This is a genomic window from Nocardia sp. NPDC059228 (genome assembly GCF_042754245.1).
Lineage (GTDB): Bacteria > Actinomycetota > Actinomycetes > Mycobacteriales > Mycobacteriaceae > Nocardia.
This window is the reverse complement of record NZ_JBHZAL010000019.1, coordinates 1-16752: the sequence shown is the minus strand read 5'-3', so window position 1 is coordinate 16752 and position 16752 is coordinate 1. Positions and strand designations below refer to the sequence as shown.

Below are 16752 nucleotides of genomic sequence, written 5' to 3'. Positions count from 1 at the left end.
CGTCAACCCGTCCTCCCGCGTAGACCACGACACCATCGCGGCTGTTCCCGGACAAGCCCCGGGTTTCACGGGCGGACCGGCACGGATGCCACGCAGAGAGGTTCGAGTCCCGCCTCGCGCAACACTCGGGCACGCTGTCGTGTCCCCGTGACACGGGAGCGTGTTCGGCAATCCGCCGAGCTGTCCCACCATCAGGTCTCCGGACTCACCGGGGCGGTTCGGTTCACCGGCTTGCGTCGGCAAAGCGACTGATCGGCCGGGCCAAGCCGAGCATCCCCGTAACGTCGTCGCCTCGTACGCGGTCCGGAACCCCGCCCGGCTCCGCAAATGCGGGACCAGGTCGCGGCAGATCGCCTGGAGATCGTCGGGCAGCATGGCCGGCTGCAACCGAAAGCCGTTGAGACCGGCCGATTTCCAGTCCACCATCAGATCCACCAGTTCGCCCGGGGTTCCCGTGAAGATCTCGGCGTCGGAGGTCAGTGCTTCGCCGTCGAGAGTGTCGAGCCGGTGCAGGCGACCGGCGGCGGCGCCCGGCTGATCGTCGAGCACGACGAGCAGTTCACCGAAGTCCGCAAGAGGCCGGTCAGCGGGACGGCCGGTCTTCCCGGCGTGACGGAACTAAAGTGCAGCGATCTCCTGCGACGGTGTGTTTTATCGGGCGGACTCTCGGTGTGACGCCAAGAATTTTCTGGTCAGTTCGTTCAAGTGGTCGGCGGCATTCGAGTCGAACCCGCGACCACGAATCGGGATCCGCCGGCCTTCGACGAACGCGCTCAAGATGTCCGCGGGCGGGGCGTCGATCAGGTCCACGATCGGCTTTGCCGCGGCCGGAATCGGTTTGCCGAACCGCCGCATGTTCTCCACCATCAGCGCCGTCGCCGGGTCGTACTCCCCGGTCTGACCAGTCGCGGTGACGCCGGGATGCAGCAGCACATAGCGAGTCTTGCCATCCGGGTACTGCGCAGCGAACGAGACACCGAGCAGGTCGTTGAGCTTGCCGCCCTGCCCCAGGGCCGCGCCGCCGCTGTAGTACCGCTCGAACTGGATGTCGTTCCACTGCACGGCCGACAGATCCGCCCCGGGTCCGGCCACGTTCATGATGACCGGATTGCCGCTGCGCTCCAATGCCTCCCGCAGCTCGTGACCGAACAGGTAACGGCTCAGGTAGAAGTGCGCGAAGGTGGATTCGATGCCCTCGGGCGTCTCGTAGCGCGCGGACCGATAGAACCGCGCGCACAGCACCAGCGCGTCGAGGACCGGATACGAGTTCCGCAACTCCTCGATCAGCGCCCGGTTGTCCGACAGCAGATCCAGATCCGCGCGCAGGAACCTCACGTTCGATCCCGCCGCCGCGGCGAACCTCTCGCCCTTCTCCGGATGCCGGCCGATCACGACGACTCGGTCACCGCGCACGGCGTAGACGCCGGCGAGGTACCGGCCGATGCCGTCGGTGCCGCCGGTGATCACGATGGTCTTCATTCACGCCTCCTGCGGGACGGCGGTCGGTTCCGCGGCCGACGCGTCCATCGACGGTGGGGCCGGGCTGGGTCCGGCCGCCAGGGCCAGCAGCATGAGCATGAGCGGGTCGACGATGCCCGCGCCGATCCCCTGCACGATGCGCAAGGCGATCAGCGTTCCGGCCTCTGCACGAGCCCCGAACCGAGCGGTCCGATCAGGAACAGCCCCAACCCGATCAGCCAGAGCTTGCGCCCGCCGATGCGGGTCACCGCCAACGAGGTCACCGGGATGGTCACCGTGAGGGCCAGCAGGTAGCCGGTGGACACCCAGCCGACCGTGCTGAGCGAGGTCTTCAGCGCGTGTGACAGCGTCTCGGTGGCCACCGCCACCATGGAGCCGCTCAGAATGCCCATGCCGCCGCCGAGCAGCAGCACGGCGATCAGGCGTCTGAGCGCCGGATCGAGCCGATTATCGAATGTCTGTGTCATGACTGGAATCTCCTGTCGAACAATCCCAGGATTGAACCTATCGGTTCAATCTATCGTCCTTTTCCGTACAGAACAAGAGATACGAAACCTTGAAAGCTGGGCGCAGTCGGTGCGCGAAACCCGCACTGTCACAGCATCATTCGGCGATATCGCGATGCGCCAGATAGACCCGATCGATATCGCCGAGGTCGCCGCGCACGTCCTGGTGGAGCCGCGCCATCGCCACGCGACCTACGTGCTCAACGGGCCCGAATTGATCACGTGCAAAGGTTTCGAGAGCCGGGCAGCGACACCGGCGGCGCGAACGGATCGAAAGGCATCGCCGAAATGTCGGACAACCTGGAGTTGATCGAGCAGGTGAAACGGCTCACCGAGCGCCTCGAAAACCTTGGAGGACCAGCACTCACTGCGCACCCTCCGCCACCGGCTACCGCGCCGCATCAATGACGGCCAATGGCATCGTGTCGGCGAATTGTTCAGCGAGACAGCCTTTCTCGACTATGGCGAGCTGGGCCGCGCCGAGTGTCGACCGGCGATCGAACGGTACTTCGCGAGTCTTCCGGAGCTGATCGAGAACAGCGGTCCAGCGTCGGGGGCGCTGGTCAAGCAGTTCGCGCACGCGCACGACGTCCAGATCGAGGGCGATCGGGCGACCGGGGGCAACGCCCTCCGTTCGGAGTTGCTCGGCCGCCGGGCTTCTACCAACGCTTCTTCATCGACGACCTCCCAGACCTGGTCGCACCCCACATCGCGGACGAGAAACAACCCTCTTCGCAGACCTCCACCGCGCCGGCCGCGCGTGCCCTGGCACCCCCTTCCCAGAAAGAGCCGAAAGGGGGCTTATCCCCACCCGCGAGCGAACGCTGGTTGGGATAAGCCCCTCATGGTGGTCCTAACCATGATCAACCCGAACCATCCCACGGCCCACGGACCGCCATTGCGAATCAGGCCAGTCGGCACGCGCAGCAAGCCATCAAGGGCTTGACCTACGGCTCAACCTGAAGCGGTCAGCGATGACCCTGTTCGTGCGGACATTCGGCGGGTATCGACTACTGCCCGGCACGTCCACCGGCGTTCGGTCCGCCACAGCAAGGGGCCGCGGAGGCGCACGTCACCGTCACCGCCGCAGTCCCTCGAGCAGGCTGCGGCGCGCGAGTCCACATGCTCGGCCTCCCGGTATCGAAGGCCATTCGCGCCCAATACTTTCGGGTGGTTCGCCGGGATCAGACCACGGTGACGACCTGGTCGTAGGTGAGGCGGGGAGAACGGGGGAACCAGGCATCGGGGCCCGGCTTGCCGATATTGACCACGACCAGGGATGCGAGATCACCCGCGGGGAAGAAGTCGCGGTCGACGCCGGCCGCGTCGAAGCCATTCATCGGTCCGGCGGCCAGGCCCGCGGAACGGATGCCGAGGATGAAGTAGCCGACCTGGATGAGAGCGTTGAAGCGGGCCGAGTGGGCGCGCACCTCCGGATCGGCGAAGTAGTCCTTCGCGTCGGGGGCGTGGGGGAAGACCGTCGGCAGATGGTGGTGGAAGTTCAGATCGGCGGCCAGGATCGCGGTCAGCGGGGCGGTGGCCGTCTTGGGCTTGTTGTTGTCGAGCATGTGGGTGACCAGGCGAGCCCGGGCCTCGGGCGTGCGGACCAAGACGATGCGCAGCGGCTGCTGGTTCATCGAGGTTGGGGCGTACTTGGCCAGCTCGTAGATCTCACGGAACTGCTCGTCGGTGACCGGTTCGTCGGTGAAGGTGTTAGCGGTGCGGGCCTCGCGGAAGAGCAGATCCTGCGCTTCCGCGGCGAGGGCGAGCCGGGTGTCCGATTGGGCGGTGCTCATGTGATTCTCCTTGGGACAGGCTGATTTGGGGTCAGTCGTGGGAAACTCGGCGGGATCGGGTGAGGAGGGCGCCGTCGAGGCGCACCAGCACGTCGTGCACCACGCAGCTGGGGTTGATCTCGGGCGCCCGGCCGGGGCGGATCTTCACTACCAGGCAGTAGGAGGTGGCGATGATGCTGCCGTCGTCCTGCGGTCGCAGATCGGTCATGCCGAACCAGTGCCGCCGCTGCATGGGATCGGCTTCGAAGCGCTTGTGGAACGCGACGAGGTCGGCGGTGATGCCGGCCCGGGTACGCGCCGGCGGCCGACCGGGGGTGTGCTCGAATTCCGCGTCCTCGGTGAAGGTTTGCGCGTACCCGGGGATGTCCCGGTTGTCTAGCCGCTGCATCTGGTCGGCGTAGAACTGCTGGACCTCGGCATACAGCTCGGCGCGGCTGGCGACTGTGGTCATGCTGGCTCCTCGAATGCTGTTGTGCCTGCCTCGATTCGGCGGGCCGCGACTGCGATCCACCGTGTCCGACACTGCTCGAGCCTTGGTCGAGCCGGTTTGACCGGAGCTATAGGTCCGGCCGCCAGGCTGATTCCGCAACAGCCCCGCCGAACCGGACACCCCATCGATGGAGGAGAAATGACCGCAGCTCAACGCGTCGCGCTGGTTACCGGCGCGACCAGTGGAATGGGCCTCGCCATCACCGAGAGCTTTGCCGCCCAAGGCATCTCGGTCTTCATCTGCGCGCGCGATCAACAACGCCTGCTCGACACCACCAAGCGACTGCAGGACGAGGGCCACGCGGTGGACGGCATCGCCTGCGACGTCCGCGACGCCCCCCAGGTCCGCGAGTACGTCGACGCCGCCGTCGACCGCTTCGGCCCCGTCGACATCCTGGTCAACAATGCCGGCCGCAGCGGCGGCGGCGAAACGGCGCAGATCGCCGACGAGTTGTGGCTGGACGTGATCAACACCAACCTGCACAGCGTCTTCTTCGCCACCAAGGCCGCGCTCACCGCCGGCGGGATGCTCGAACGCGGCAGCGGCCGCATCGTCAACATCGCCTCCACCGGCGGCAAACAGGGCGTGGTGCACGGCGCGCCCTATTCGGCGTCCAAGCACGGCGTCGTCGGCTTCACCAAGGCGCTGGGCCTGGAGTTGGCCAAGACCGGCATCACGGTCAACGCCGTCTGCCCGGGATTCGTCGAAACCCCTATGGCCGAACGGGTTCGGGAGGTGTACTCGGGCATCTGGGGTGTCGACACCGACGAGGTGCACGCCCGGGTGAGCGCCCGCGTCCCCATCGGGCGTTATGTCGAGCCCACCGAGGTGGCGGCCATGGTCGACTATCTGATCGGCCCGGGGGCCGCAGCCGTCACCGCCCAGGCGATGAATGTCTGTGGCGGACTGGGCAACTACTGATCCGTGTGCGTGCAGGTGCACGTCGGCGACCCCCGTTCTCGTTCGCGCCGGTGCGGCCGCGACCGGCTGGTCGACGAGACTGGACCGGATGATCAGCAAGGATGAATGGTGCGGCGCCAGGCCAGAATTCGGCGCTGGGTCCGGCCGTCGACCTGGGCGGCGCCGATGAGCGTGAGCTCATCGCCGCTCAGCTTCAGCTGCCGGACCTGTTCGGTGCCCGCCCAGGCCGGATTCGAGCACACGCTGATGGCATGCACGACCTCGTCGCCGCGCAGCCGCCAGGTGCCGGCGTAGCCCATGAACAGGACGGCCGCAGCGGCGGCGTCGGTGCGCATCATGCTCACCGACATATGGCCGCAGGATTCGTAGATCAGCAGCCCACTCGGCGAATCACCGAGTGGGCCTTCGCTTTTGGCGTCATCGTCGTCGATGTCGTAGTAGGAGCGCAGTTCCCAGGTGCCGATGAGGTCAGTCATGGAACCCACGATGGTTGCGCGCCCTACAGTCACGCTCGAGGCACCGCGATCACGTGCGCGGGATACCGCGGGCGAAGTCGTAGGCGGTCCGGATCAATCGCCACACCACGGCCATCTCGTCGGTATCGCGCGGCCCGTACACCAGCAGCAGCGCCGGCGGCAGATATCCCCGCCGCGCCATCGGATGCTGTTCGGCCCAGCCCTGTTCGATGGCCTCGAGCGCGACCGCCGCGGGCTGGCACAGGTGCAGGCTACCGTCGCCGCGCCCGTGCAGATGCGCGAACTCGTTGCCGGACACGAAGGCATGCTCGGGCCCGTGGGCGAGCTCGGGCAGCAGATACAGCGCGCGAGTGTCGGGCAGCGAGACCCGGCTGCGGCCGATCTGCGTACCGGGCAGGGTGATCATCTGCGCCCACAGCGCTTCCTGCAGATCCGGGGGCGCGATATCGGAGAGCTGTTGATGGGGATTGTGCGGCCGGGTCCGGGGCCGCTCACCACTGCGTCGCGGGAGGCCGAGCCGGTCGGTTGCTGTCACGGTCATCACTGTGCTCCTTTCGGTTTCGCACTTCGTCGAACCGCCTGGTCACACAGTAGTTTCCAAAGTATAGTAGTTACCAAATGGAAAGCATGCAGGAGTTGCTATGACGGACGTCACATCTGCCGCGGTGGACCCCTGCCCCATCGCGCCGGTGGTGGATCTCTTCTTCGGCCGCTGGTCGACGCAGGTGCTGTGGGTGCTCACCCACCACGGCCGGATGCGTTTCAACGAAGTGCTGCAACGCATTCCGGGCCTCACCCCGAAAGTGCTGACCCAGCGGCTGCGCCAGCTCGAACGCGACGGACTGCTGGTGCGGACCTATTACGCGGAGATGCCGCCGCGGGTGGAGTACGAGGCCACCGCGCTGGCCGAGACCCTCTCGCCGGTGTTCATCAGCCTCACCCAATGGTCCGAGCAGCATCTGGCGGCGGTGCTCGACGCGCGGGCGGCCTACGACGCCGCCGAGGGCTGACCTACGACGCCGCCGAGGGCTGTGCCGCCAATTCCAGGAGATGCCCGGCCAATTCGCGCGGCATGGTGATCATGCAGTCGTGCCCGGTGGGCAGCAGCTTGAGCCGCTCGGCGGGCAGATCCGCCGGCGGCAAGGTGCGCGGCATGGCCGCGCGTATGGCCTGGAACTCGGCCCCTCCCCCGGTGCAGTGAACATGGGTCACCGGAATCTCCTGCAGCGCATCGGGATTGCGCAGCACCATGGGTTCGGTGAACGTCTTCAACGACTGCGGGGTGAGCATCGAGGCCAGCCAGCTCAGATCCGATTCGTCGGTGACCCCGTAGAGCCCGCCGTCGCCCATCGGCTCGGTCTGCGGTGGAACACACCAGCCGTCACCGAATTCGGCCGCCAGCGCGGCGAAGGCGTCGACCATGGGGGCCATGATGTCCGCGACCGCCTCACCGTCCCGGGGGACGAAGGTGTCGACATAGACCAGCTCGGCCACCCGATCGGGCAGCGCGTCGGCGAGCGCGGTGATGACGATCCCGGCGTAGCTGTGACCGACCAGCACGAGATCGCGCAACTCGGCCGTGCGCACCAGCTCGACCAGATCCTGGACGTGGGTGCCGAGCCCGACCTCCGGGCCGAGCGACTCGGCGCGTTCGCCGAGGCCGACCAACGAGGGGGTGAGCACCAGGTGGCCGGCGGCGCTCAGCAGCGGCGCCACCCGCTGCCAGGCCCAACCGCCGTGGAACGCACCGGGAACGAGTAGATAGGTGGCCATCACTTCTCCTGTGTCATCGCTTCGAGGCGGGGCGCGTGGGGTTTCGAGGGCACGTGTTCGGGCCGGACACCGAGTCCGATGACCCGCGCGACCACGTGCGCCAGCCCGGGGAACCGGCGCAGCAGCCGCGCCAGCAGCGGCTTGTCGGTGCCGGGTCGTTCGGCGCTCGGATAGAGATCGGTGAGCAGCCGCAGTTGCGCGAATTGCACGACGCGCATGGGCAATTCGCGGCGCCGCTGCACCGCGCGCAACTGGGCGGTGGTGGGTGTGCGGCCGTCCCGCAGGGTCGGTGCGAGCAGCCGGGCGGCGGCGATGGCGTCCTGAACGGCGAGGTTGATCCCGACCCCGCCGGCCGGGGACATCGCATGGGCGGCATCACCGATGGCCAGCAGGCCCGGCCGGTACCAGTCCCGCAGCCGGTCGACCCGGACATCGAGCGGTTTGATCGCGTCCCAGTCGTGGATCTCGGCCGTCAGCGCCGCGGTCAGCGACGGGTAGATGGCGGCGATCGCGGCCCGGAACGCGTCGAGCCCCCGCGCGCGCACCGCCTCGAAGCTGCCCTTGGGAATCATGTAGGCGACCTGTAGGTACTCGTCGCGATCGATGCAGACGATGAAGAAGTCCCGCCCGCTGCGCACCGCCGGCAGACGTTCGCCCGCTGGCTTGCTCACCCGGAACCACAGCACATCCATCGGCGCGCGGCTGGCCGCGACCTGGAGCAAATCATGGTGCCGCACCAGCGAATTGCGCCCGTCGGCGGCGACGACGAGTCGGCTGCGCACCTCGAGCACCGCCTCGGGGGTACGGGCGCGCAGCCCGGTGACCGTTCCGTCGTGCTCGATCAGTTCGGTCACCTCCGCCTGTTGGATCAGCCGGAAATTGGGGTAGCGGCCGGCGGATTCGACCAGGAAGTTGAGCACATCCCACTGCGGCATGAAGGCCACGAACGGGAATCGGCCCGGCAGCCGGCGGAAATCGGCGAAGGTGACCGGCCCCATCGCCGTCGCCATCGGCAACTGCGGCAGTTCGACGTGCGGAAGCTTCAGGAACTCCTCCGCCAGCCCGAGCTCGTCGAGCGCCATCAGCGTCGATGGATGCACCGTGTCGCCGCGGAAGTCGCGCAGGAAATCCGGATGCTTCTCCAGCACCAGCACGTTCGCGCCGGCGCGAGCGAACAGCAGTCCGGCCGTCAATCCGGCCGGGCCGCCACCGGCGACGCACACGTCGACGACTTCGGTGCTCACGCCCAGCATTGCGGCACCTGCCCGCCGTTGTAAGTCACCATCTCGTCGAAGATGGCCAGGACATCCAGTGGCACACCGATTTCCGAGGAATCCAGCTCGGCGTAGGCGACGTGCAGATTTCCCACCACCCGTTCGGCGTCGATCAGCTCCTCGAACTCGCCCAGCTCCACCTGCGACGCCAGCTCGAGCGGGGCCAGGCCCAGCGACTTGCCCTCCGCCGCAAGGTTTTCGATCCAGTGCAGGTATCGGACGGTCTGGGTGAGGATCTCCGGCCCCGCCACCGGACCGTGCCCGGCCACCACGGTCCGCGCACCGAGTGCGGTGAGCTTGCGCATCGCGTCGAGAGTGCCGCGGACCGAACCGAACAGGCAGAACGGCGCGGCCCCGGACATCACGACATCACCGGCGAAGAGCACCTTCTCTTCGGGCAGCCAGGCCACCACATCGTTGGTGGTGTGCGCGGCCGGCCCGACATGGATGAGTTCGACCCGCCGCTCCCCCACCCAGACGGTCACCCGATCACTGAAGGTGATGGTGGGCAGGGTGACTCGGACATCGCCCCACTCCACCTGCGGCCACAGCTTTGTCAACGCCAGCCCGGTCTCGATCATCTCCGGGCGGATCCGATCGTGGGCTACGACGATCGCCGCGCCACCGAACTGATGATTGCCGAAATTGTGGTCCCCGTGGTGATGCGTGTTGAGGATGGTGCGGCCCGGCCCGCCCGCACGCCCGTCGACGAACTCGGCCAGTGCGCGGGTGCGTCCCTCGGTGGCGAGCGTATCGATCACCAGCGCGCCGTCGCGCCCGGCGACCACCCCGGCATTGCTGACACACCACCCGCCGCGATCGTGGGTGTAGGCGAAGACGTCCTCGGCCACCTCGCGCACCACCGGTCGCGCGAGGGGCCGGGCTCCCGTGGCGGTCATCGCGGTGACTTCGTGGTCTCGGCCCGGTGGTCGGCGACCTCCCGGACCCCGCACAGCAGGGTGTTGCGGCTGTTGGTGCCCAGCGCCTCGGCCAGATAGGCGCGCGCGTCCGCGAGAGTGGTGTGCGCGCCGAGAGTTTCGCGCGCCACCTCCGGGTTGACCGCGACCAGGTGCCGGGCGGTGACCACGGCGCCCGCGCCGCTATCGGCGAATTCCCAACTGCCACTGTGGCCGAACAGCATGGCCGGCGGCACCAGCTGCTTGTAGTCGATGCGCTCGGCGGGCACGCAGATGCGGATCGAACGGGTGGTGTGCGGGACGCTGCCGGCGGTGACGGTGTCCATCTCCATGAGCTGCACGCCGGGCTCGTCCTCGGTCAACTCCACCCGGCCTACGTGCGGAACGTGGTCGGGCCAGCGGTCGCTGCGATAGACGAAGTCGTAGAGTTCCGCGGCCGGTGCATCCAGGACCACCTTGTCCTCGAAGGTGTGCACCACCTGCGACACCGGGTACCCCAGTTCCGCGACACGGGCCAGCGCGGCCAATTCGGTGACGCTGTTGCGGTCCACCGCATCCGCGATCGCCTCCTGATCACCACCCGGGATCACCGAGAAGTGATGGTCCAGCGTGATTTTCGTGCTGCGCGCCCCCACTTCCTCGAAGGTCCACTGGCCGCCCATGGAGGCGATCGGTGCCGCGCTGCGCTCCTGTTCGAAGGTGATCCGACGCTGCCGGGCCATGAACTCCCGGCGGGAGGTCCAGTTCTTCACCTCGCCGTTGACCGTCGCCCACAACCGGAACCGCTCCTCGGTGGGCGAGCGATCCAGGTGCCGCACCAGCACACTGGGCTCGAAGATGACCGGCCAGTAGGTGACATCGGCGACCAGACGATAGACGTCCGGGAGCGCCGCCTCCACGACCCGGTGATGACTCATCCGGAAGATGCTCATACCGCACCCGCCAACTGCCCGTTGACGATGCCGATCAGCTCGGCCGGGGTCTTCACCTCGACGAGCCGGTCCTCGGGGATCTTCACCCCGAAATCGCGCTCGATGCGCGAGGCCGTCTCGATCAAGGCCAGCGAGTCGTAGCCGAGTTCCTCGAACTCGACCTCGGCGATATCGCCGGCCAGCTCCGGTGCGGTCTCGTCACCGCCGGCGCACTCCACCAGAATTCGCCGCAGTTCGTCGATGGTCATGGACATGATTCGCTCCTCGATTGTGCTGTTGCTCGGGCATTGCGTTGGTTCGACAGCGCTCATTGGTCGACGCTGCGGAGCACCACCGCGGAGTTGAAACCCCAGCGGCCGCGGGCCAGCACCAGGGCGGTTTCGATGGTGGCGGGCCGCGCGTCTCCGCGGACCAGGTCGATCCGGTACTCCGGCGCCGGGATGAGGGTGCCGGCCGTGGGCGGGATCACCGAATCCCGCATGGCCAGAACGGCGGTGACGATGTCGAGCGGCCCCGCGCCCGAGAACAGCCGTCCCGTCAAAGGTTTCGTCGCCGTGACCGGCACGCCGGCGGCGCCGAACACCGCTTCCAGGGCCGCCGCCTCCGCCCGATCCTGCTCGGGTAGGCCCGCGGCGTCGGCGAACACCACATCGACGTCGGCAGGGTTCACACCCGCGTCGGTCAGGGCCAGCTCGATCGCGCGCCGCTGACCCGACGGCCGACCGGAGTCCGGCGGCGGATCGAATGTCTGTGCGTACCCGGCGATTTCACCGTAGACATGCGGCACGCCCCGGGCCCGCGCCGCCTCTGGATCCTCGAGCACGAGCATCGCCCCGCCCTCCCCCGGCACATTGCCGGTGGCCTCGGCGTCGAAGGGCAGATAGGCCCGCGCCGGATCGGTCGCGGTGCTGAGGCTGCCGCCCGCGACGTGGGAGGCCCAGCCCCACGGGTCCAGTGCGGAATCCACACCCCCGGTGACCACCAGGGGCGTCCCGCGCCGCACCGTGCGCCGGGCGTGCCCGACCGCGTCCAGGCCGCCGGCCTGTTCGGCGACCAGGGCGCTGCTGGGTCCGCGCATGCCGTGCCGGATGGAGATCTGCCCGGTGTTGACCGCGTAGAACCACGCGAACGACTCGTAGACGCTGACATGCTCGGAGCCCATCGACCACAGCTTGTTGAACTCGCGATGGGTGAATTCGAAGCCACCCGAAGCGTTTCCGGTCACCACGCCCATGTCGTAATCGGTCAGTTCAGCGGTGTCGACCTTCGCGTCGTCCAGCGCCCACTGCGCCGCCACCAGGGCGAGTCGGGTGGAGATGTCGGTCTGCGGCAGCAGCCGACTCGGAAGATGTTGCGCGGCCTGGAAATCCGCGATCTGCCCGGCCAGACACACGCCCGACCCGGTGGTGTCGAACCGGGTGAGCGGCCCGATGCCGCCTCGGCCGGCCAACACCGCCTCCCAGAAGGGTTCGGTACCAAGCCCGTTCGGGGCGATCACGCCGACTCCCGTCACGACGCTCATGCCGCGACCTCCGACGTGCGGCGCAGCACCATGGCGCTCTGGAATCCGCCGAACCCGCTGCCGACCGTCAGCACGGTGTCCATGCGATGGTCGCGGGCGGTGAGCGGCACATAGTCGAGATCGCATTCCGGATCGCGCTCGTGCAGGTTGGCCGTGGGCGGCACCACCTGATAGTCCAGTGCCAGCAGGCAGGCGGCGATCTCCACCGAACCGATGGCGCCCAGCGAATGACCGACCATGGACTTGATCGAGCTCATCGGCGTCCGATACGCGTGCTCGCCGAGACTGCGCTTGACCGCGGCGGTCTCGTGCCGATCGTTCTGCCGGGTACCGGAGCCGTGCGCGTTGACGTAGCCGATCGCGGTGGGATCGACCCGGGATTCGTCCAGGGCCACCCGGATCGCCTCAGCCATCTCCCGGCCGTCGGCCTTGAGTCCGGTCATGTGGTAGGCGTTGCAGCGCGTCGCGTAGCCGGTGACCTCCGCGTAGATGCGGGCGCCCCGGCGGCGGGCGCTCTCGAACTCCTCGAGCACGAACATGGCCGCGCCCTCGGCGAGCACGAAACCGTTGCGGGAGTTGTCGAACGGCCGCGAGGCGTGCTCGGGGTCGTCGTTGCGCGGGGTGGTCGCGCGAATGGCGTCGAAGCAGGCCACCACGATCGGGGTGATCGGGGTGTCGGAGGCGCCGGCGATCATCACGTCGGCCGACCCCTCGCGGATCAGCTGGACTGCGTGCCCGACCGAATCCAGGCCGGAGGTGCAGCCGTTGGAGACCATGGCGACCGGTCCCTCCGCCCCGACGCTCCAGGCCACCTCCGCGGGCATGACGCTGGGCACCATGTAGTCGAACATGTAGGGCGACAGGTGCTTTTCGTCGAGCACCCAGCTGCGGCCGGAGTCCGACAACACCAGGTACTCCTGTTCGAGGCTGGTCGCGGCGGCGACCGCGCTGCCCAGGCTCACCCCGAGGCGGAACGGATTCACCGACTCGATCGCCAGGCCGCTGTCGGCGACCGCCTCGCGGGCACACACCACCGCGAACTGCGCCGCGCGGTCCATGCGCCGAATCTCGCGGGGCGACAACCCTTCCCCGAGCGCATCGAAATCGGCCTCGCCGGCGACCCGGGACCGATACGGTGCGGCGTCGAAGAAGCTGATGGCCCGGGTGGCGGTGCGGCCCTCGGACAACAGCTTCCAGAATTCGTCCTTGCCGGATCCACCGGGTGCCCGCACACCCAGTCCGGTGACGACCACACGGCGGCTCATTGCATACCCCCGAATATGTTGGCGTACATAGCAATTCTCCTTCGCACCGAACGCTGGTCGAAGCTCCGATGTCCGCCCCAGCCTCGCGCCTCCGGCTCGAGGGCCGCTCGAGCTCCGGGCTCGAGCGGTCCTCGAGCCGGGACTGCGATCGTCGCTGAAAGGCACACGCGGCCAACAGGATCAGGGAGGAAACACAGCACCGTAGCCCCGTCCGAGGGCGGGGCTACGGTGGAATCACCGGTCGACGCCAACGGCAAGCGCTAGGTCATGAGGGTGGATCGAAAAATGAGAACAAGTGATCAGGCGGGGCGGGCGGACCTGCCGAGCCCCGAGGTCGCGTTCCAGCCGATCAAATAGCCCGCATGCCGTGTCTCCAATATATCCGCCACCGACTCGTCGGAGGCATTGAGAATATCCAGGTGCAATTGTCGAATTCGCCAGCACGGGTCGAGCCCGAGTTCGAGCTGCATCAACTCGGCGAAATTGTGATAGACCTCGAGCGCTCTATACCGTTGCCCCGATCGGCACAGCGCGTACATGTAATACGCCTGCATTCGCTCATGTAGCGGCTGCTCGGCGGTCAATCTCGCCAGATCGGGGCAGGCCTCGCGATGACCACCCAATCGCAACAGGGCCTCGATCCGCCGCTCCTGATTCACCAAGCGCAATTGCTCGAGATGCGTCAATTCCGCGGTGAGCGGATTCCCGGCCTCCACATCCAGCAGCGGCGGGCCGGTCCACAGGGCCTCCGAGGCGGTGTACAGCTCGACCGCCCGCCGATCGTCACCCACCGCGACCGCGCAGCGCGCGGCCTCGGCCATGACCTGGTAATCCCTGACATCCAGCACACAGTCGCGGGCGTCGAACAGATACCCCTTGCTCCAGGTGCGCAGGTATCGGTCCGCCACCTCACCGTGCTCGACGTCCAGGAACTCGGCCATGCGCTTCCTGATCCCGAGCACATACGTCTGCACCACCGTCACGGCACTGCGTGGCGGATCCTCGTTCCATAACTCCTCGATCATCGCGGACACCGGCACGACAGTCGAATGCCGGACGAGCAGCAGCGCGAGCAATTGCCGCTGTTTCTGAGCCGTCGGTGTGGCATTCCTGTTCTGCAGCGCTAGCGTTAGCGGTCCTAGCACACGGGCATAGATTTGCTGTGTCACGGGCGCTCCCTACTACCTTTTCCCCGGCAAAGCGCGGGAAATGAATACCCACGACACTGGAGGCCACTCCAGGCTAACGGTCGGCAGGTATCAGCTTCGTGAACAAACCGTAATTTGATGGTTAAAGCCCAAATGTTCCCAAACCGTCGACTACCTGCTACGTCAACGCATCGATAATAAATGACAAATCAAATACGCATCACGTATAAACCCTAATGCCATCGGGACCTCCGCATTTGAGCGACGCTCTAGGGCCCCTGGGTCAGACTCGGAGGCAGTGGAGTCCGGAAGTGGTTGGTCGCGACCGATTCCGGACCACTCCCGATCACCACCGAGGACAGGCATGCGTGAACGCGTCGAGGAGCTCGACAAACTCAAACAATCGGTACTGGCCGGGCCCGATGCGGCCGCGACGCAACGTCAGTACGACAAGGGGAAGCTGACCGCCTACGAGCGGATCGACCTGCTGCTGGACCCCGGGTCGTTCCAGGAGATCGAGGCGTTACGACGCCATCGGGCAACAGGATTCGGGCTCGAGCACCGGCGTCACCACACCGACGGCGTGGTCACCGGCTGGGGAACCGTCGAGGGGCGGACGGTGTTCGTGTTCGCGCAGGACTTCCGGATTCTGGGTGGCGCGCTGGGCGAGGCGCACGCGCAGAAGATTCACAAGGTCATGGATCTGGCGCTGGCCGCAGGCGCACCGCTGGTCGGGCTCTATGACGGTGCGGGGGCCCGCATCCAGGAAGGGGTCACCGCGCTGGCCGGTTTCGGTGGGATATTCGCGCGAAACACCAAGGCCTCCGGAGTGATTCCGCAGATCAGCGTCATCCTCGGACCTTGCGCCGGTGGCGCCGCCTACAGTCCCGCGCTCACCGATTTCGTCTTCATGATCCGGGAGACGGCCCAGATATTCATCACCGGACCCGACGTGGTGGCGGCGGTGACCGGCGAGCGGGTCACCATGGACGAGCTGGGCGGGGCCGACATCCATTCGCGCACATCGGGTGTCACCCATTTCACCTACGACGACGAACCCTCCTGCCTGCACGATGTCCGGCATCTGCTGTCGATCCTGCCGGCCAACAATCGTCAGCATCCGCCGACGGTGGTGTGCACCGATCCCCCGGATCGGCGCAACGAGTCGCTCTACGATCTGGTCCCCCTCGACGGGAACCGGCCCTACGACGTGCGCGCGGTCATCGAGGAGATCGTCGACGACCACGAGATCTTCGAGGTGCACGAGCAGTGGGCGGCGAATGTGGTGTGCGCCTTCGCCCGCCTCGACGGGTACGTGGTGGGCGTGGTCGCCAATCAGCCGAACATGCTCGCGGGGGTGCTCGACATCGCCGCCTCGGAGAAGGCCGCCCGGTTCGTGCAGCTCTGCGACGCGTTCAATATTCCGCTCGTCACGCTGATCGACGTGCCGGGTTTTCTGCCCGGTGTCGCGCAGGAGCACGGCGGGATCATCCGCCACGGCGCCAAACTGCTCTACGCCTACTGCAACGCCACGGTCCCCCGGGTCTCGGTAGTCCTGCGCAAGTCCTACGGCGGCGCGTACATCGTCATGGATTCCCGGTCGATCGGCGCGGACCTGGCGCTGGCCTGGCCCAGCAACGAGATCGCCGTCATGGGCGCCGAGGCCGCCGCGAACGTGATCTTCCGCCGCGAGATCAATGCCGCGAATGATCGGGAGGCGATGCGGCAGAACAAGATTGCCGAGTATCGCTCGGAGCTGGTGCACCCCTACTATGCCGCCGAGCGGGGTCTGGTCGACGACGTGATCGATCCCGCCGACACCCGCTCGGTGCTCATCCGCAGCCTCGCCATGCTGCGGACCAAACACGCCGACCTGCCGATTCGCAAGCATGGCAACCCACCCCAGTGAGCAGAGCGAGAAGCACATGACAGCACCCCTGGTCCGCGTCGAACGCGGCAATCCCGACGACATCGAAACCACCGCCCTGCTCATCGCATTGGTGAGCGCGCTCGCGAATTCCGTCGAGAGTGCCCCGCCCGCGGTGGCCCCCGTGCGCTGGATCGGGCCGCCGCGCGCGAGCGCCTTCGTCCCGCCGCGCAGCTGGGCCGCGGCATGAGCGCCGAATCGGTTGCCGTGGAAGGGAGTTACGGCCTGCGCAAGGTCCTCGTAGCCAACCGAGGCGAGATCGCCGTGCGCGTGATCCGGGCCGCCAAGGACGCCGGTATCGCCAGTGTGGCCGTATACGCCGAACC

23 protein-coding genes are annotated in these 16752 nt (G+C 67.3%); 8 read left to right on the top strand and 15 right to left on the bottom strand.

The genetic code is table 11. The features are described from left to right. The first annotated feature begins 327 nt into the window (after positions 1-327). Complete coding sequence (locus tag ACFXKA_RS26135; protein WP_379429277.1) at positions 328-675, top strand: hypothetical protein; 348 nt, start codon at positions 328-330, stop codon at positions 673-675. Here ACFXKA_RS26135 and ACFXKA_RS26130 read toward each other — a convergent pair. The 3 genes from ACFXKA_RS26130 to ACFXKA_RS26120 are packed head-to-tail and all read right to left on the bottom strand — an operon-like array spanning position 652 to position 1946. Further along, complete coding sequence (locus tag ACFXKA_RS26130) at positions 652-1479, bottom strand: SDR family NAD(P)-dependent oxidoreductase (protein ID WP_379429276.1); 828 nt, start codon at positions 1477-1479, stop codon at positions 652-654. The two genes, ACFXKA_RS26135 and ACFXKA_RS26130, sit on opposite strands and share 24 nt — an antisense overlap. Beyond that, entirely contained in the window at positions 1480-1623 is a 144-nt protein-coding gene (locus tag ACFXKA_RS26125; RefSeq protein WP_379429275.1) for a hypothetical protein, read from the bottom strand. A gap of 5 nt (positions 1624-1628) precedes the next feature. Continuing rightward, positions 1629-1946 (bottom strand): MFS transporter, encoded by a 318-nt coding sequence (locus ACFXKA_RS26120; protein ID WP_379429274.1) that lies wholly within the window; start codon positions 1944-1946, stop codon positions 1629-1631. On the opposite strand from ACFXKA_RS26120, the gene ACFXKA_RS26115 reads away from it, so the two are divergent. After that, complete coding sequence (locus ACFXKA_RS26115; protein WP_379429273.1) at positions 1945-2295, top strand: hypothetical protein; 351 nt, start codon at positions 1945-1947, stop codon at positions 2293-2295. The two genes, ACFXKA_RS26120 and ACFXKA_RS26115, sit on opposite strands and share 2 nt — an antisense overlap. A 39-nt stretch (positions 2296-2334) precedes the next feature. Beyond that, complete coding sequence (locus tag ACFXKA_RS26110) at positions 2335-2931, top strand: nuclear transport factor 2 family protein (protein WP_379429272.1); 597 nt, start codon at positions 2335-2337, stop codon at positions 2929-2931. A gap of 238 nt (positions 2932-3169) precedes the next feature. Here the strand turns inward: ACFXKA_RS26110 and ACFXKA_RS26105 are convergent, their stop codons facing one another. Both ACFXKA_RS26105 and ACFXKA_RS26100 read right to left on the bottom strand, forming a co-directional pair. Continuing rightward, entirely contained in the window at positions 3170-3781 is a 612-nt protein-coding gene (locus ACFXKA_RS26105; RefSeq protein ID WP_379429271.1) for a malonic semialdehyde reductase, read from the bottom strand. Between the two features lie 31 nt (positions 3782-3812). After that, positions 3813-4232: a nuclear transport factor 2 family protein gene (locus tag ACFXKA_RS26100; RefSeq protein ID WP_379429270.1), complete on the bottom strand. Its 420-nt coding sequence runs from the start codon at positions 4230-4232 to the stop codon at positions 3813-3815. A 177-nt stretch (positions 4233-4409) separates the two neighbouring features. Here ACFXKA_RS26100 and ACFXKA_RS26095 point away from each other — a divergent pair, with 177 nt between their 5' ends. Further along, positions 4410-5192 carry an SDR family NAD(P)-dependent oxidoreductase gene (locus ACFXKA_RS26095; RefSeq protein WP_379429269.1) on the top strand — a complete coding sequence of 261 codons (783 nt, stop codon included), beginning with the start codon at positions 4410-4412 and terminating at the stop codon, positions 5190-5192. A 92-nt stretch (positions 5193-5284) separates the two neighbouring features. On the opposite strand, the gene ACFXKA_RS26090 is transcribed toward ACFXKA_RS26095, so the two are convergent. Beyond that, on the bottom strand, positions 5285-5668 hold the full coding sequence (locus ACFXKA_RS26090; protein ID WP_379429268.1) for a lipocalin-like domain-containing protein: 384 nt from the start codon (positions 5666-5668) through the stop codon (positions 5285-5287). 49 nt (positions 5669-5717) lie between these two features. After that, the gene (locus ACFXKA_RS26085) at positions 5718-6209 is read right to left on the bottom strand and encodes a luciferase family protein (protein ID WP_379429267.1); all 492 of its coding nucleotides are present in this window, start codon (positions 6207-6209) and stop codon (positions 5718-5720) included. Positions 6210-6309: 100 nt separating this feature from the next. On the opposite strand from ACFXKA_RS26085, the gene ACFXKA_RS26080 reads away from it, so the two are divergent. Further along, positions 6310-6678, top strand: coding sequence for a winged helix-turn-helix transcriptional regulator (locus tag ACFXKA_RS26080; protein ID WP_379429266.1), 369 nt, complete (start codon positions 6310-6312; stop codon positions 6676-6678). Position 6679: 1 nt separating this feature from the next. Here ACFXKA_RS26080 and ACFXKA_RS26075 read toward each other — a convergent pair whose 3' ends face one another. From ACFXKA_RS26075 to ACFXKA_RS26040, 8 genes are all read right to left on the bottom strand, one after another. Beyond that, positions 6680-7441: an alpha/beta fold hydrolase gene (locus ACFXKA_RS26075; RefSeq protein WP_379429265.1), complete on the bottom strand. Its 762-nt coding sequence runs from the start codon at positions 7439-7441 to the stop codon at positions 6680-6682. After that, positions 7441-8685 carry an FAD-dependent oxidoreductase gene (locus tag ACFXKA_RS26070; RefSeq protein ID WP_379429264.1) on the bottom strand — a complete coding sequence of 415 codons (1245 nt, stop codon included), beginning with the start codon at positions 8683-8685 and terminating at the stop codon, positions 7441-7443. The genes ACFXKA_RS26075 and ACFXKA_RS26070 overlap by 1 nt, the downstream gene beginning before the upstream one ends. Further along, the gene (locus tag ACFXKA_RS26065; protein ID WP_379429263.1) at positions 8682-9614 is read right to left on the bottom strand and encodes an MBL fold metallo-hydrolase; all 933 of its coding nucleotides are present in this window, start codon (positions 9612-9614) and stop codon (positions 8682-8684) included. The genes ACFXKA_RS26070 and ACFXKA_RS26065 overlap by 4 nt, the downstream gene beginning before the upstream one ends. After that, positions 9611-10549, bottom strand: a complete 939-nt coding sequence (locus ACFXKA_RS26060) for an aromatase/cyclase (protein ID WP_379429262.1) — start codon at positions 10547-10549, stop codon at positions 9611-9613. The genes ACFXKA_RS26065 and ACFXKA_RS26060 overlap by 4 nt, the downstream gene beginning before the upstream one ends. An 11-nt stretch (positions 10550-10560) precedes the next feature. Beyond that, positions 10561-10818, bottom strand: coding sequence for an acyl carrier protein (locus ACFXKA_RS26055; protein ID WP_364623680.1), 258 nt, complete (start codon positions 10816-10818; stop codon positions 10561-10563). 53 nt (positions 10819-10871) lie between these two features. Then, a complete protein-coding gene (locus tag ACFXKA_RS26050) occupies positions 10872-12086 on the bottom strand; it encodes a ketosynthase chain-length factor (RefSeq protein ID WP_379429261.1) in 1215 nt (404 codons plus the stop codon). Then, positions 12083-13351 (bottom strand): beta-ketoacyl-[acyl-carrier-protein] synthase family protein, encoded by a 1269-nt coding sequence (locus ACFXKA_RS26045; RefSeq protein WP_379429260.1) that lies wholly within the window; start codon positions 13349-13351, stop codon positions 12083-12085. Before ACFXKA_RS26045 ends, ACFXKA_RS26050 begins: the two co-directional genes overlap by 4 nt. A 299-nt stretch (positions 13352-13650) precedes the next feature. Then, the gene (locus tag ACFXKA_RS26040; protein WP_379429376.1) at positions 13651-14376 is read right to left on the bottom strand and encodes a BTAD domain-containing putative transcriptional regulator; all 726 of its coding nucleotides are present in this window, start codon (positions 14374-14376) and stop codon (positions 13651-13653) included. A 487-nt stretch (positions 14377-14863) separates the two neighbouring features. Here ACFXKA_RS26040 and ACFXKA_RS26035 point away from each other — a divergent pair, with 487 nt between their 5' ends. The 3 genes from ACFXKA_RS26035 to ACFXKA_RS26025 all read left to right on the top strand — a co-directional run. Further along, positions 14864-16408: an acyl-CoA carboxylase subunit beta gene (locus ACFXKA_RS26035; protein WP_379429259.1), complete on the top strand. Its 1545-nt coding sequence runs from the start codon at positions 14864-14866 to the stop codon at positions 16406-16408. A gap of 16 nt (positions 16409-16424) precedes the next feature. Next, positions 16425-16616, top strand: coding sequence for an acyl-CoA carboxylase epsilon subunit (locus ACFXKA_RS26030; RefSeq protein WP_379429258.1), 192 nt, complete (start codon positions 16425-16427; stop codon positions 16614-16616). Further along, on the top strand, positions 16613-16752 hold a 140-nt coding region (locus tag ACFXKA_RS26025; RefSeq protein WP_364623696.1), incomplete at its 3' end, for a biotin carboxylase N-terminal domain-containing protein. The genes ACFXKA_RS26030 and ACFXKA_RS26025, both read left to right, overlap by 4 nt.

Coding starts and splice junctions, on each gene's coding strand:
- ACFXKA_RS26135 (WP_379429277.1), top strand. CDS start 328: ATGCGGGACCAGGTCGCGGCAGATCGCCTGGAGATCGTCGGGCAGCAT.
- ACFXKA_RS26130 (WP_379429276.1), bottom strand. CDS start 1,479: ATGAAGACCATCGTGATCACCGGCGGCACCGACGGCATCGGCCGGTAC.
- ACFXKA_RS26115 (WP_379429273.1), top strand. CDS start 1,945: ATGACTGGAATCTCCTGTCGAACAATCCCAGGATTGAACCTATCGGTT.
- ACFXKA_RS26120 (WP_379429274.1), bottom strand. CDS start 1,946: ATGACACAGACATTCGATAATCGGCTCGATCCGGCGCTCAGACGCCTG.
- ACFXKA_RS26105 (WP_379429271.1), bottom strand. CDS start 3,781: ATGAGCACCGCCCAATCGGACACCCGGCTCGCCCTCGCCGCGGAAGCG.
- ACFXKA_RS26100 (WP_379429270.1), bottom strand. CDS start 4,232: ATGACCACAGTCGCCAGCCGCGCCGAGCTGTATGCCGAGGTCCAGCAG.
- ACFXKA_RS26095 (WP_379429269.1), top strand. CDS start 4,410: ATGACCGCAGCTCAACGCGTCGCGCTGGTTACCGGCGCGACCAGTGGA.
- ACFXKA_RS26090 (WP_379429268.1), bottom strand. CDS start 5,668: ATGACTGACCTCATCGGCACCTGGGAACTGCGCTCCTACTACGACATC.
- ACFXKA_RS26085 (WP_379429267.1), bottom strand. CDS start 6,209: ATGACCGTGACAGCAACCGACCGGCTCGGCCTCCCGCGACGCAGTGGT.
- ACFXKA_RS26080 (WP_379429266.1), top strand. CDS start 6,310: ATGACGGACGTCACATCTGCCGCGGTGGACCCCTGCCCCATCGCGCCG.
- ACFXKA_RS26075 (WP_379429265.1), bottom strand. CDS start 7,441: ATGGCCACCTATCTACTCGTTCCCGGTGCGTTCCACGGCGGTTGGGCC.
- ACFXKA_RS26065 (WP_379429263.1), bottom strand. CDS start 9,614: ATGACCGCCACGGGAGCCCGGCCCCTCGCGCGACCGGTGGTGCGCGAG.
- ACFXKA_RS26060 (WP_379429262.1), bottom strand. CDS start 10,549: ATGAGTCATCACCGGGTCGTGGAGGCGGCGCTCCCGGACGTCTATCGT.
- ACFXKA_RS26055 (WP_364623680.1), bottom strand. CDS start 10,818: ATGTCCATGACCATCGACGAACTGCGGCGAATTCTGGTGGAGTGCGCC.
- ACFXKA_RS26050 (WP_379429261.1), bottom strand. CDS start 12,086: ATGAGCGTCGTGACGGGAGTCGGCGTGATCGCCCCGAACGGGCTTGGT.
- ACFXKA_RS26045 (WP_379429260.1), bottom strand. CDS start 13,351: ATGAGCCGCCGTGTGGTCGTCACCGGACTGGGTGTGCGGGCACCCGGT.
- ACFXKA_RS26040 (WP_379429376.1), bottom strand. CDS start 14,376: ATGATCGAGGAGTTATGGAACGAGGATCCGCCACGCAGTGCCGTGACG.
- ACFXKA_RS26035 (WP_379429259.1), top strand. CDS start 14,864: ATGCGTGAACGCGTCGAGGAGCTCGACAAACTCAAACAATCGGTACTG.
- ACFXKA_RS26030 (WP_379429258.1), top strand. CDS start 16,425: ATGACAGCACCCCTGGTCCGCGTCGAACGCGGCAATCCCGACGACATC.